Genomic DNA, 13,670 nt, shown 5'->3' with positions numbered 1-13,670 from the left:
GAGGGCGGATGACAACCCGGTAGCTTGCTACGCTGAAGCATGCAAGAAAACGGTGCATCCCCGATTCCGGGCTACGGATTATAAGGAGACACCCCGGTAATTACAAACTTGCAACAACCGCCAAAGCCTTGCGAGGCGCTGCCCTGCCCCATCTATAAGGATTATTGACAAACCGGAATTCAGGGCAAAAGCGCCGTCATTCGGGATATCCCTCATTTACACCGGATGTTAATTTGGTGCTTTTCGCACCCAGCTCATTGACAAAAAAAGCTGACGCCCTATATTTTGCGCCCAGTTTTGCGATAATACGCGCTTTCTGGCGCATCTACACATGCAAATCAGCTGTCACAGCTAATCAAACGGGAGAGCACCATGACCGACAGGAAAGCCACGCTCTCGGTGGGAGACAAGTCCATTGAGCTACCGGTTTACTCCGGCACCGTCGGCCCTGACGTTATAGACGTACGCGGCCTCGTCCAGGAAGGCGTATTCACTTACGACCCGGGTTTTGTATCTACCGCAGCCTGCGAATCTGCCATCACCTACATCGATGGTGCCAAAGGCGTCCTGCTGCACCGGGGTTACCCGATCGACCAGCTGGCCGAGCATTCCGACTTCCTCGAGGTATGCTACCTGCTCCTGAACGGTGAACTGCCGAGCGCTGAAGAGAACAAGCAGTTCCACGACACCATCAAAAACCACACCATGCTGCACGACCAGATGCGCAACTTCTTCAACGGCTTCCGCCGTGATGCGCACCCCATGGCCATTATGTGCGGCGTTGTGGGTGCCCTGTCTGCGTTCTACCACGACCAGATGGATGTGGCTGATCCCAAGCAGCGCGAGATTACCGGCCATCGCCTGATCGCCAAGATGCCGACCATCGCCGCATGGTGCTACAAGTACTCCATGGGCCAGCCGTTCATGTATCCGCGTAACGACCTGTCCTACGCCGAGAACTTCCTGTACATGATGTTCGGCACCCCTTGCGAGGACTACAAGCCGAACCCGGTTCTGGCCAACGCGATGGACAAGATCTTTATCCTCCACGCTGACCACGAGCAGAACGCCTCTACCTCCACCGTACGCCTGGCGGGCTCCACCGGCGCCAACCCGTACGCGTGTATCGCCTCCGGCATCGCCGCCCTTTGGGGCCCGGCGCACGGCGGTGCAAACGAAGCGGTTCTGGACATGCTGGCTGAAATCGGCGACGAGTCCAACATCGAGAAATTCATCGCCAAGGCCAAGGACAAAGACGATCCTTTCCGCCTGATGGGCTTTGGTCACCGGGTTTACAAGAACTTTGACCCGCGCGCCAAGGTAATGGCACAGACCGCCCACGAAGTGCTGAGCGAGCTGGGCCTGGAAAACGATCCGCTGCTGAAGATTGCCCAGCGCCTGGAAAAAATTGCCCTGGAAGACGAATACTTCGTTCAGCGCCAGCTGTACCCGAACGTCGACTTCTACTCCGGCATCATTCTGAAGGCCATCGGTATTCCGACTTCCATGTTTACCGTGATCTTCGCCATGTCCCGCACCATCGGCTGGTTCTCTCACTGGAACGAAATGGTCAGCGGTGCCAACCGCATCGGCCGTCCGCGCCAGCTGTACACCGGCTCGCCGAAGCGCGACTACCCGAAGAAGTAAGCTGCAAGCTTGGTTCACCCAGAAAAAAGCCGCTGAATCCAGCGGCTTTTTTCGTATCATGGCACGACAAATTCGACTAATCCGACAACAACCAGGAGCAGATCATGGCAACTATCGCGTTTATCGGGCTCGGGGTAATGGGCCACCCGATGGCAGGCCACCTTGCCCGGGCCGGCTATGACGTCAGCGTTTGGAACCGCACCAGCGAAAAGGCCCGTCAGTGGGCCGAACAGTATCCGGGCAAAGCCTGTGACAGCATTGCAGATGCGGTCGCCAACGCAGACGTGGTACTGACCTGCGTGGGCGCCGATAAAGACCTGGAAGAAGTCTACACGGCCCCCGATGGCATCATCAGCAACGCCCCGGCCACAGCCACCCTGGTAGACCACACCACTGCATCTGCCGGCATTGCCGAGACACTGGCACAGGCGGCCCGTGCACGGGGCCAGGGCTTTATCGACGCCCCGGTTTCCGGCGGCCAGCAAGGTGCCGAAAACGGCCAACTGACGATTATGTGCGGCGGCAGCCCCGAGGATTTCAGCAAGGTTAAGCCAGTACTCGAATGCTACGCCCGGGCCCTGAACCTGATGGGCCCTGTGGGCAGCGGCCAGAAGACCAAGATGGTTAACCAGATTGCCATTGCCGGGCTGGTACAGGGGCTGTCAGAAGCCCTGCACTTTGCCGAACAGGCAGAGCTGGACGTGCGCAAGGTGGTGGACGTGATTTCCAAGGGCGCGGCCCAGTCCTGGCAGATGGAAAACCGCTCCGGAACCATGATCGACGGCGAATTCAACCACGGCTTTGCGGTGGACTGGATGCGCAAGGACCTGGGCATCTGCCTTGAAGAAGCCCGCAAAAACGGCTCCAGACTGCCGGTAACGGCGCTGGTGGACCAGTTCTACGGAGATGTGCAGGAGATGGGCGGAAACCGCTGGGATACGTCTTCGCTGATTCAGAGGCTTCGTAAGAAGTAATCATTTGCCACGAAATCCACTAAAGAACACGAAAGTGAAGAAAAGATAACTGATTTTTTTTGCCACGGACACTCACGGACTCTCACGGACAGTAAAAAAACAGTTTTCTCTTTTGTCCGTGTGGGTCCGTGAGTGTCCGTGGCTAATCAGTTTTCTTTTTTCGTGTTTTTTAGTGGATTTCGTGGCAAAAAAGAATCACTTCTTCTTGTCCCGAGGCACCCAGCGGCCGTTTTCGTACCAGGCGGACCAGCCGGTGGCTTTGCCATCCTGCTCCGACATAACGTACTGCTCTTTCGACTTCCGGCTGTAGCGGATCACCGTCGGGTTACCCTCGGGGTCTTTCTCCGGGGCGTCCATCAGGTAATCGTATTTCGGGTCGATTTCCTTGCGGTGTGGTTTGATTTCCATCACCAGCGGTGGCCGGGTTTCCCGGTTTTTCGGGAATTTGCTGGCCGCCAGGAACAGGCCGGAGGCACCGTCACGCAGCACGTAGGTGTCGTCTACCTTCTGGCACTGCAGCTCCGGCATGGGCACCGGGTCCATTTTGGGGGGCGCAGGCTCGCCGTTCTTCAGCAGTTTGCGGGTGTTCTTGCACTCGCTGTTGGTGCAGCCGAAGTACTTGCCGAAGCGGCCGGTTTTCAGCTGCATTTCGGAACCACACTTGTCGCATTCCAGCGTAGGGCCGTCGTAGCCCTTGATGCGGAAACTGCCCTCTTCCACTTCGTAGCCGGAGCAGTCGGGGTTGTTACCGCACACGTGCAGCTTGCGCTTTTCATCAATCAGGTAGCTGTCCATGGCCGTGCCGCATTTCGGACAGCGGCGCTTCATACGCAGCAGGCGGGTTTCGCCTTCACCTTCCACATCTTCATCGGCACTGACCACTTCGTCGCCAGACACCAGGTTAATGGTGGTCTTGCAACGCTCCTTGGGCGGCAATGAATAGCCGGAACAACCCAGGAATACCCCGGTACTGGCCACGCGAATCTGCATGTTACGGCCACAGCTGGGGCAAGGAATATCGGTTTCTGTGGGTGTGTTGGCCCGCATACCGCCGTCGGTCTTTTCCGCACTTTCGAGCTGGTTACGGAACTTGGCGTAGAAGTCGTTCAGCACCTTCTTCCACTGAACGTCGCCTTCGGCAATCTCGTCCAGCTCGCCTTCCAGGCGCGCGGTAAAATCGTAATCCATCAGGTTCGGGAAAGATTCTGCCAGCCGTTCGGTAACAATCTCGCCCATCTTCTCGGCGTAAAAACGGCGGTTCTGAAGCCGCACGTATCCACGATCCTGGATGGTGGAAATAATGGATGCGTAGGTGGAAGGGCGACCAATGCCCTGCTTCTCAAGCTCTTTGACCAGGCTGGCTTCGGTATAACGCGGCGAAGGCTTGGTGAAGTGCTGGGTCGGGTCCAGCTTCTTCAGGTCCAGGGGCTGGTCTACCTTGATGTCCGGCAGCGCCACGTCTTCGTCTTTCTTGGCTGACTGGGGCGCAGCTTTCAGGAAACCTTCGAACTTGACGATGCGACCACGGGTACGCAGTTCGTAGTCACCATTGGCCACAACGATAGACGTGCTCAGGAATTCGGCATCTGCCATCTGGCAGGCGATAAACTGGCGCCAGATCAGGTCGTAAAGCTTCTCCGCATCCTTTTCCAGGCCACTGATATCGGTAGGCCGGCGGGACACATCGGTAGGCCGGATGGCCTCGTGGGCCTCCTGGGCGCCTTCCTTGCTACCGTACACCCGGGGCTTCTCGGGCAGGTAGCGATCACCAAACTGCTTCTGGATAAACTCGCGACAGCCGGTTACGGCATCCTGGCTCAGGTTGGTGGAGTCTGTACGCATGTAGGTGATGTAGCCCGCCTCGTACAGGCGCTGGGCCAGCATCATAGTTTTCTTGACACTGAAGCCCATGCGGTTGCTCGCCGCCTGCTGCAGTGTCGAGGTAATAAAGGGAGCAGAGGGCCGCGAACGGGTTGGTTTGTCTTCCCGCTTGGCCACCTTGAAGCTACCGGCTTTCAGGCGATCAACGTGCTCTTTGCTCTGAACATCGTTAACCGGACGGTAGGGTTTGTCGTTGTAGCGGGTAACCTCGAACCGAACCGGGTCGGTGGTGCCTTCTGCGGTCAGGTCTGCGTGCAGCTGCCAGAACTCTTCCGGCACGAATTTGCGGATTTCCCGCTCACGCTCGACAATCAGGCGCACGGCAACCGACTGAACCCGGCCAGCTGACAGGCCCCGGGCAATCTTGGCCCACAGCAATGGCGAAACCATGTAACCCACCACGCGATCCAGGAAACGGCGCGCCTGTTGGGCATTTACCCGGTTGTTATCCAGCTCCCCGGGGTCCTTGAACGCTTCCTGGATGGCCCGCTTGGTAATTTCGTTGAACACCACGCGGCGATACTTTTCCGGCTCGCCGCCAATAGTCTCCTGAAGGTGCCAGGCGATGGCTTCCCCTTCCCTGTCCAAATCCGTTGCCAGATAGATGTGGTCGGCATTCTTGGCCAGGCGCTTGAGCTCGCTGACGACCTTTTCCTTACCGGGCAGGATCTCGTAACGGGCGCTCCAGTCGTTATCGGGATTCACCCCCATGCGGGCAACCAGCTGTTCACGGGCCTTACGCTTCTTGTGCTCGGCTTTTTCGTCCGGGCTCATCTTGCGGGTGGCAGCGGCCTGCCTGGCGCGCTCTTTCGGGTCTGACTGGCTACCACTGCCACTGACTGGCAGGTCACGAATGTGGCCAACACTGGACTTAACAATAAAATCCGAGCCCAGGTACTTGTTGATGGTCTTCGCTTTCGCTGGAGACTCGACAATAACGAGACTTTTACCCATATCGGAGATCTGTATCCTTGGCGATCAATCGGTCAAGTTCTGGACAGAACCGTAAACTCGCATAAAAATCAGGCAACTGGAAAACACATGGGCTGCCATTGTGTATAGGCTCACTGTTTTACAGGGTCAAGAATGGCAAAACAACCCATTCTTTGATTTCAGTCACCGTTTTTTGGGATTTCCGGGCCGTTTTACAATCCCTGAAACAGGAAGGCCCGGCAAATTGCCGGGCCTCCTGATTGAGCGTTACTGATCCGGAATAACCGGTCAGAGGCGCTCCCACACAGTGGCAATGCCCTGACCCAGGCCGATACACATGGTGGATACACCAAGCTTACCGCCTTTGGCCTGCATGATATTCAGCAGTGTGGTGGAGATACGGGCACCGGAGCAGCCCAGCGGATGGCCAAGGGCAATCGCGCCGCCGTTCAGGTTAACCTTCTCTTCCATAACACCCAGCAGTTTCAGGTCTTTCAGGACCGGCAGGGACTGGCCTGCGAAGGCTTCGTTCAGTTCCCAGAAGTCGATATCTTCAACTTTCAGGCCTGCACGCTTCAGTGCCTTCTTGGTGGCCGGAACCGGGCCGTAGCCCATGATTGCGGGATCACAGCCAGCAACAGCCATGCTGCGGATCTTGGCAATCGGGGTCAGACCCAGTGCTTCTGCCCGCTCAGCGGACATCAGTACCATGGCAGCCGCGCCATCGGTCAGCTGGGAAGACGTACCTGCAGTTACGGTACCGTTCTTCGGATCAAACGCCGGACGCAGCTGGCCCAGGGACTCAGCGGTTGTTTCCGGACGAATGGTCTCGTCTTCTTCGATCAGCTTCACAAAGCCGTTTTCGTCGTGGCCTTCAATCGGAACGATTTCGTTCTTGAAGCGGCCTTCAACAGTCGCTTCGTGGGCCAGGCGATGGGAACGGGCACCGAACTCATCCTGCTGCTCGCGGGTAATACCGTGCATTTTCGCCAGCATTTCTGCAGTCAGGCCCATCATGTTGGACGCTTTTGCAGAGTACTTGGACGCAGCCGGGTTGTGGTCGAAGCCGGCAGTCATGGGTACGTGGCCCATGTGCTCGACACCGCCTACCATGAACACGTCACCGTTACCGGTCTGAATCGCCTGGGCGGCAGTGTGGATGGCGCTCATGGCGGAACCACACAGACGGTTAACGGTCTGGGCAGCAGACTCGTGCGGGATACGGGTCAGCAGGGAAATCTGCCGCGCCACGTTAAAGCCCTGCTCTTTAGTCTGGTTTACACAGCCCCAGATTACGTCTTCTACTTCTTTCGGATCGAGCTTCGGGTTGCGCTCAAACAGTGCTTCAATCAGCGCAGCAGACAGAGTCTCGGCGCGAACGTTGCGGAAACAGCCGTTTTTGGCACGACCCATCGGAGTCCGCACGCAATCGACGACGACAACGTCTCTCGGATTAAGGCTCATAGATCTTTCTCCGTTCGGAAATCTCGTAAGGGTTAGCCAAAGAACTTCTTGCCAGTCTTGGCCATTTCACGCAGCTTCTCGGTCGGCGCGTACAGCGGGCCGAGATCTGCATATTTGTCTGCCAGTTCGACGAACTTGTCGACGCCCATGTCGTCGATGTAGCGCAGGGCACCACCACGGAACGGAGGGAAACCGATACCGTAGATCAGGCCCATGTCTGCATCGGCCGGGTCTTCAACAATGTTGTCTTCCAGGCAGCGAACGGTTTCCAGGCACAGAGGAATCATCATACGGGCGATGATGTCTTCTTCGTCGAAGTCCTTGCTGCCGTTAACCACAGGCTCGATCAGCTTGTAGGTTTCTTCGTCGACAACTTTCTTCGGCTTGCCCTTCTTGTCTTCTTCGTACTTGTAGAAGCCCTTGTCGTTCTTCTGACCGTAACGGTTATTCTCGAACATCACGTCGATGGCGGACTTGAAATCGGCCTTCATGCGATCCGGGAAGCCGTCTGCCATCACTTCGTTGGCGTGCTTGGCAGTGTCCATGCCGACAACATCCAGCAGGTAAGCCGGGCCCATGGGCCAGCCGAACCTTTCCATCACCTTGTCGATCTTCTGGAAATCGGCACCGTCACGCACCAGCGCGGCAAAGCCGCCGAAGTACGGGAACAGAACACGGTTAACCAGGAAGCCCGGGCAATCGTTAACCACGATCGGGGTCTTGCCCATGGCCTTGGCGTAGGCAACGGTGGTCGCGATAGCGCGGTCACTGGTCTTCTCGCCGCGGATAACCTCAACCAGCGGCATCATGTGTACCGGGTTGAAGAAGTGCATACCGCAGAAGTTCTCCGGACGCTTCAGGTTCTTGGCCAGAAGGTTGATGGAGATGGTAGAGGTGTTGGACGTCAGGATGGCGTCTTCGCGAACCGCGTCTTCGGTCTCGCGCAGAACGGCATCTTTCACCTTCGGGTTTTCAACAACCGCTTCAACAACCAGGTCTACGTTCTTGAAATCACCGTAGTTCAGGGTCGGCGTGATGTTGTTCAGAACGTCGCCCATCTGGCCAGCGTCCATCTTGCCCTTGGCGACACGCTTGGACAGCAGCTTCTTGGCTTCACTCAGGCCCAGCTTGATGCCGTCCTGGTTGATGTCCTTCATAACAATCGGGGTGCCTTTCAGCGCCGACTGGAAGGCTACACCGCCACCCATGATACCGGCGCCCAGTACGGCAGCCAGGTTCACATCAGAGGCTTCTTTTTCCCAGGCACTGGCTTTCTTCTTCAGGGCCTGGTCGTTCAGGAACAGACCAACCAGACACGCGGCAACGTTGGTCTTGGCCATCTTGGCGAAGCCCTTGGCTTCTACTTCGATCGCCTTGTCGCGGGTCATGCCGGCATGCTTCTGCATGGTCTTGATGGCTTCCACCGGCGCCGGATAGTTCTTGCCAGCCTTGCCGGCCACGAACGCCTTGGAAATCTCGAACGCCATCATGCTTTCCATGGCATTGAGCTTGATCTTGCCTTTCTTCTCTTCACGGCGCGCCAGATTGTCCAGCTTGCCTTCGTTGCACTGGTTGATAATGGCAACGGCTGCGTCGACCAGTTTGTCGGCTTCAACCACGGCATCAACAGCGCCCATTTTCAGAGCAGCATCAGCGCGGTTTTCAGTACCACCGGCAATCCACTCAACCGCGTTATCCACACCCACCAGGCGGGACAGGCGAACAGTACCGCCGAAGCCCGGGAAGATACCCAGCTTCACTTCCGGCAGACCTACCTTGGCCTTGGGAGCCATAACCCGGTAGTCGGTGGAAAGGCACATTTCGAAGCCACCACCCAGAGCGATACCGTTAATAGCGGTAACGGTCGGGAACGGCAGGTCTTCAATGGCGTTGAATACTTCGTTGGCCTTCATGCTGTTGGCCACGAGAGCTTCTTCGGAACCTGCAAACAGCTCGGTAAACTCGGTGATATCGGCACCGACAATAAAGCTGTCCTTGGAACTGGTAACCACCAGGCCCTTGAGGTTTTTCTGGGATTTGAGTGCTTCAGCTGCGGCGCCCAGCTCTTCGATGGTGAGACGGTTGAACTTGTTGACTGACTCGCCCTGCAAGTCAAAGTTCAACTGAGCGATCCCGCCTTCGATCTCTTTAACCGTGATGGCTTTACCTTCGTAAATCATCAACTGATCTCCAGTCTGTGTTTGGAACTGCTGACAACCGGCTGACAATAACTGCCGGGCCGGCTGTTTGTGCAGCGAGATTTCGGTCACTGCCCGATCTTCCGATCCAAAATTCATACAGTCGTTTGAATCGTGAGGTTACACGATGGAAAAAAACGGAGCGTTTGTCAATTTGTTTCTGCAGGGAACCCGGAGAAACTCATGATAAAAAAGTGAAGTGGTACCGGTAACCGCCGGAAATTAGTTGATTGGGCTGCTTAGTTACTTTAACTTCGAGCTGAGACTTTAGTCCACAATAATAAAACGGCATTACGGAGACTGATCCGATGAAAGACGCCCACCTGCGAATCCGCTCACTTCTGGCTGCCCTGATCCTGTTATCCTTTACCGCATTCGGCGCCAAGGCACAGGAATCCGGTAACGAGTTCCTCGCAGACCTTCATGATTTCCGCATCAACAACTACCTGGCGCTGGACGCCTTCTACGCCTTCAGCGCAACCTCCGACACCGAATTGCTCAACCGTGTCGTGGTTGGAATCAATAGCGCCAACGACGCCATGAACTCTGTGGTCGGCAGCAACAGTGGCGTGCTTTCAGACGAACAGGTCGAGGAACTGAACCGGTCCTTCGACAGCTTCAAGGACCTGATGCGCAGCAACATCAACGAAGTACGGGATCGCGGTTACCCTGACCTGCGCCTGATGGCCGAGCTCGCCAATCAGGGGCAGTCGATGAACGATACCGCTACGGAATTGTATGACCTCGCCAGGGAAAGCAGCGGAACCGAAACCAGTGCCCAGGTCGAATCGGCGCGCTCAGCGTCTGTCCTGATGGCCCAGATGATGGCCCGCTATGCGGCCCGTACCCACTCTTCCGTATCCCAGACGTTCCAGGGTGCCGCCAACGAAGTATCGCTTGACCAGCAGGCGCTGATGTTCGATGAACTCCTGGCTCAGGCCCGTTCCGGCTCAGCGAGCGGCGAGCTGAAAACTGCCCTCGATGATGTGGCCGCCAAGTGGCAGTTCATCCGCGGCTCCTACATCAACTACAACGATAACAACGTCAGCTTTATTATCGACCGTTACTCAAAAGGCATTATCCAGGGCCTGGACGACGCCATCGTAATGCTCCGCAATAACTCCTGATTACTGCCTGGCCGGCCGGGTTAACTCATTGCCCGCCGGCCAAAAACTTCCCTTTCCGCTTGATGCCGGTCAGAATGGCTATACACTTGATTGGTATACAATCCAGAGTCATTCAGGATTATTTCCCAGCGCGAAGGAGCAAGACCCCATGTCCACCTACAAGAAAGTTCTGGTTGCCATCGACCTGACCGAAGAAGCACCGCAGGTCCTTAACAAAGCCAAGTCCATTGCCGAGTCACAGGCGGCGGAGCTGTTGCTGGTTCACGTAGTGGAGCCTGTCGGCTATGCCTATGGCGGCGACATCCCCATGGATCTTTCTGAATTGCAGGATCAGCTGGACAAGGCCGCCCATGACCAGCTTGGGCAATATGGCGAGCAATACGGCGTGGCCAAGGACAGCCAGATTGTGACGGTTGGCCGTCCGGAATCTGAAATTCACCGGCTGGTGAAGGAACAGGGAGTGGACCTGGTGATTGTTGGCAGCCACGGACGCAAAGGTTTCCAGCTGCTGTTGGGCTCTACCGCCAATGGTGTGCTGCACGGCACAGAATGTGACGTCCTAGCAGTGCGCATTCACTGATAAAGGCGATGGCGGGGCTGCTACTGCCCCGCCTGCTCTTCCAGCTCCATCCAGCGCTCGATGACCTGCTCAAGGCGGGCTTCTGCATCAGACAACTGCTCCAGTGTCTTCGAAACCTTCTCCGGATCTCCGGAATAAAAATCCGGCGCGGAGATCGCTTGCTGAAACTCCGCCACTTCCTGCTCCAAAGCCTCGATTTTACCCGGTAACTGCTCCAGTTCGAGCTTGAGCTTGTAACTCAGTTTCGCCGGTTTCGACTTTGCTGCCGGAGCTGCGGAAGCCTCAGGCTTCTTTGTCGTTGCCTCTGTCTTTTCCCGCTTATCCTGTTTGTCCGGCCGACTGCCGGAAGACTCCGCCGGAAACACCCCGCCTTGCCGGCGCCAATCGCTGTAACCGCCAACGAACTCGCGTACCCGCCCGGAGCCATCCAGGAAGATCGTGTCGGTGACCACATTATCCAGGAATTCCCGGTCGTGACTGATCACAATCACCGTACCCTTGAACTCGGAGAGCTGTTCTTCAAGCAGTTCCAGGGTTTCCACATCCAGGTCGTTGGTTGGTTCGTCCAGAACCAGAATGTTGGCAGGCTTGCTGAACAGCTTGGCCAGCAACAGACGGGCTCGCTCACCACCCGAGAAAACACTGACCGGCGAACGGGCACGTTCCGGGGTGAACAGGAATTCCTGCAGGTAACCCAGAACGTGTTTGCTTTGGCCGTTGATATCGATAAATTCCCGGCCCTCGGCCAGGTTATCCAGAGCGTTGCTTTCCAGGTCCAGCTCACCCCGCAGCTGATCGAAGTACGCCACCTGCAGATTGGTACCCAGCCGGATGCTACCCTCGGTAGGCTCAAGCTCACCCAGCAGCAATCGCACCAGCGTGGTCTTGCCGGTTCCGTTCTCCCCTACCAGGCCGATCTTGTCGCCCCGCAGAATGGTCAGCGTCATATCCCGGATAACAGGCTCACTGCCCGGGTAGGCAAAGCCTGCCCGCCGGGCTTCGGCCACCAGCTTGCCGGAACGGGCCGCCTCTTCAACGGAGAAATTGGCGGTGCCACCGCGAACCCGGCGCTGACGATGCTCTTCTCGCATGGCCCTGAGCGCCCTTACACGGCCCATATTGCGGGTTCTGCGGGCCTTGATGCCCTGCCGGATCCACGCCTCTTCCTGTTTCAGGCGCTTGTCGAACAAGGCGTTCTGGCGCTCTTCATCTTCCAGCGCCTTTTCTTTCAGCTCCAGGTACTTGTCATAGTTGGCCGCAAAACTGATCAACTGCCCCCGGTCCAGCTCGACTACCCGGGTCGCCATGCGTCGGATAAAGGCCCGGTCATGGCTGACAAACAGCATGGCACCCCGAAACTGGCCCAGAGCCTCTTCCAGCCAGGCAATCGCGGGCACATCAAGATGGTTGGTTGGCTCATCCAGTAACAGGATGTCCGGCTCTGCCACCAACGCCCTGGCCAGCAAAACCCGGCGCTGCCAGCCGCCAGACAAGGTATTCAGCGTACGGTCCGGATCTACGCCGTACTGGGCCAGGATCGTGGTGACCTTCTGGTCCAGGCGCCAGCCATCCAGGCTTTCGAGGCGCTCCTGAACCTTCATCATCCGGTCCAGGCTGGCTTCATCTGCCTGCTGGGACAAGCGGTGAAACTCCGCCAGCAACTCGCCGGTTTCCGGAAACGCCGAAGCCACCACATCGTAGGCGGTGCGGGTGTCGCCAGACGGCAGGTTCTGGGGCAATACCGCCAGCACCGAGCCCTCTTCCAGGCGAACAATGCCTCCATCAGGAGTAACATCACCGCTGACGATTTTCAGGAGCGTCGATTTACCTTCGCCGTTTCTCCCTAACAGACACACCCGCTCACCCGGTTCAATGGTCAGCGAGGCCTCATCCAGCAAGGGATGCATGCCGAAAGAAAGGGAAATTTTATCCAGGTTCAGTAAGGGCACCTTGTTCACGACTCCTGTTGGGAAATGGCAACACTGTCTCCAACCGAGATTCTGCCACTACTCAAATGAATGGCATTCTGGCCGAAGATTACGCCATCAGGCGTTTTACGATAGGTAGAAAGCGTTTTCAGGGGTTCGGTTCCGGCATCTTTGATGCCCGTTTCGGGATCTACGGTTGTCAGAACGCATCGGGAACAGGGTTTGACGACCTGAAATCCTACAGTCCCGATCACCAGCGATCGCCAGTTATCCTCGGCCCATGCCGGCACGCCCTGTATAACAATATTGGGCCGGAAACGAGTCATGGATACTGGCTGCGTCAGACGGGTGTTCAACTCATCCAGTGACGCCTGATTGGTGAGCAGAAACGGAAAGCCGTCGGCAAAGCCCACACGCCGGTTATCGGCGACCCGCTCCGGATCGACCCGGCGAAAACTGGAATCGGGCATATACACAAAGCGAAGCGGGACACCACAGAACTCACTTAACGCCGCACTTGCTGCAGGGTCACCCATCAGGGCATCGGCGGTATCACGCCAGACCACGACCCGAACCTGTTCCTCCTGCGGAACCAGGGGAAAGCGCCCCTGATCCGGAATCTGCACCTCTACCCCGTCATCGCTCATCACCGCACTGACCAGGGCAAGTCTGGGCATCTGGCGCTGGGTTACAAACCGGTTCTGATCGTCCACGATCATCCAGCGGCGATCCCCTTTCGGGCCGAAATCGTCCAGCTCAAAGCCTGGAACTTCAACACCTGCCAGGGATTTTACGGGATACAGGTAAAGTGACTGCACCTTCATCTTGAGCGCTCGCACAGATCAGTTTAAAAATGAGGATGCCGAGTATAGCTGACACAGACAATAGAAAGGGGAGTTATCCGGAGCCTGAAAGCAAAAAACCCGACACTGGGGTCG

9 protein-coding genes are annotated in these 13,670 nt (G+C 56.9%); 4 read left to right on the top strand and 5 right to left on the bottom strand.

Annotated elements, in window-relative coordinates; all coding sequences use genetic code 11:
* Positions 1-372: 372 nt before the first annotated feature.
* Together gltA and B9Q17_RS09680 are read left to right on the top strand one after the other, a co-directional pair.
* Positions 373-1,647 carry a citrate synthase gene (gltA, locus tag B9Q17_RS09685; RefSeq protein ID WP_058340543.1) on the top strand — a complete coding sequence of 425 codons (1,275 nt, stop codon included), beginning with the start codon at positions 373-375 and terminating at the stop codon, positions 1,645-1,647.
* A gap of 104 nt (positions 1,648-1,751) precedes the next feature.
* Entirely contained in the window at positions 1,752-2,621 is an 870-nt protein-coding gene (locus B9Q17_RS09680) for an NAD(P)-dependent oxidoreductase (protein WP_208618773.1), read from the top strand.
* A 195-nt stretch (positions 2,622-2,816) separates the two neighbouring features.
* Here the strand turns inward: B9Q17_RS09680 and topA are convergent, their stop codons facing one another.
* The 3 genes from topA to fadB all read right to left on the bottom strand — a co-directional run bounded on the left by topA (position 2,817) and on the right by fadB (position 9,079).
* Positions 2,817-5,456, bottom strand: a complete 2,640-nt coding sequence (gene topA, locus B9Q17_RS09675) for a type I DNA topoisomerase (RefSeq protein ID WP_094625065.1) — start codon at positions 5,454-5,456, stop codon at positions 2,817-2,819.
* A 267-nt stretch (positions 5,457-5,723) separates the two neighbouring features.
* Positions 5,724-6,899 (bottom strand): acetyl-CoA C-acyltransferase FadA, encoded by a 1,176-nt coding sequence (gene fadA / locus B9Q17_RS09670; protein WP_036219550.1) that lies wholly within the window; start codon positions 6,897-6,899, stop codon positions 5,724-5,726.
* 32 nt (positions 6,900-6,931) lie between these two features.
* Positions 6,932-9,079: a fatty acid oxidation complex subunit alpha FadB gene (gene fadB, locus B9Q17_RS09665; protein WP_094625064.1), complete on the bottom strand. Its 2,148-nt coding sequence runs from the start codon at positions 9,077-9,079 to the stop codon at positions 6,932-6,934.
* A gap of 326 nt (positions 9,080-9,405) precedes the next feature.
* On the opposite strand from fadB, the gene B9Q17_RS09660 reads away from it, so the two are divergent.
* Positions 9,406-10,224, top strand: a complete 819-nt coding sequence (locus B9Q17_RS09660; RefSeq protein WP_094625063.1) for a hypothetical protein — start codon at positions 9,406-9,408, stop codon at positions 10,222-10,224.
* Between the two features lie 148 nt (positions 10,225-10,372).
* Positions 10,373-10,804: a universal stress protein gene (locus B9Q17_RS09655; RefSeq protein ID WP_022989223.1), complete on the top strand. Its 432-nt coding sequence runs from the start codon at positions 10,373-10,375 to the stop codon at positions 10,802-10,804.
* Positions 10,805-10,824: 20 nt separating this feature from the next.
* Here the strand turns inward: B9Q17_RS09655 and B9Q17_RS09650 are convergent, their stop codons facing one another.
* On the bottom strand, positions 10,825-12,753 hold the full coding sequence (locus tag B9Q17_RS09650; protein WP_094625140.1) for an ATP-binding cassette domain-containing protein: 1,929 nt from the start codon (positions 12,751-12,753) through the stop codon (positions 10,825-10,827).
* Between the two features lie 5 nt (positions 12,754-12,758).
* Entirely contained in the window at positions 12,759-13,556 is a 798-nt protein-coding gene (locus B9Q17_RS09645) for an MOSC domain-containing protein (RefSeq protein WP_094625062.1), read from the bottom strand.
* Between the last annotated feature and the right edge of the window lie 114 nt (positions 13,557-13,670).

Origin of the sequence: Marinobacter vinifirmus, assembly GCF_002258215.1 — a bacterium.
Lineage (GTDB): Bacteria > Pseudomonadota > Gammaproteobacteria > Pseudomonadales > Oleiphilaceae > Marinobacter > Marinobacter vinifirmus.
This window is presented reverse-complemented; position numbering and strand designations above follow the sequence as displayed.

Coding starts and splice junctions, on each gene's coding strand:
- gltA (WP_058340543.1), top strand. CDS start 373: ATGACCGACAGGAAAGCCACGCTCTCGGTGGGAGACAAGTCCATTGAG.
- B9Q17_RS09680 (WP_208618773.1), top strand. CDS start 1,752: ATGGCAACTATCGCGTTTATCGGGCTCGGGGTAATGGGCCACCCGATG.
- topA (WP_094625065.1), bottom strand. CDS start 5,456: ATGGGTAAAAGTCTCGTTATTGTCGAGTCTCCAGCGAAAGCGAAGACC.
- fadA (WP_036219550.1), bottom strand. CDS start 6,899: ATGAGCCTTAATCCGAGAGACGTTGTCGTCGTCGATTGCGTGCGGACT.
- fadB (WP_094625064.1), bottom strand. CDS start 9,079: ATGATTTACGAAGGTAAAGCCATCACGGTTAAAGAGATCGAAGGCGGG.
- B9Q17_RS09660 (WP_094625063.1), top strand. CDS start 9,406: ATGAAAGACGCCCACCTGCGAATCCGCTCACTTCTGGCTGCCCTGATC.
- B9Q17_RS09655 (WP_022989223.1), top strand. CDS start 10,373: ATGTCCACCTACAAGAAAGTTCTGGTTGCCATCGACCTGACCGAAGAA.
- B9Q17_RS09645 (WP_094625062.1), bottom strand. CDS start 13,556: ATGAAGGTGCAGTCACTTTACCTGTATCCCGTAAAATCCCTGGCAGGT.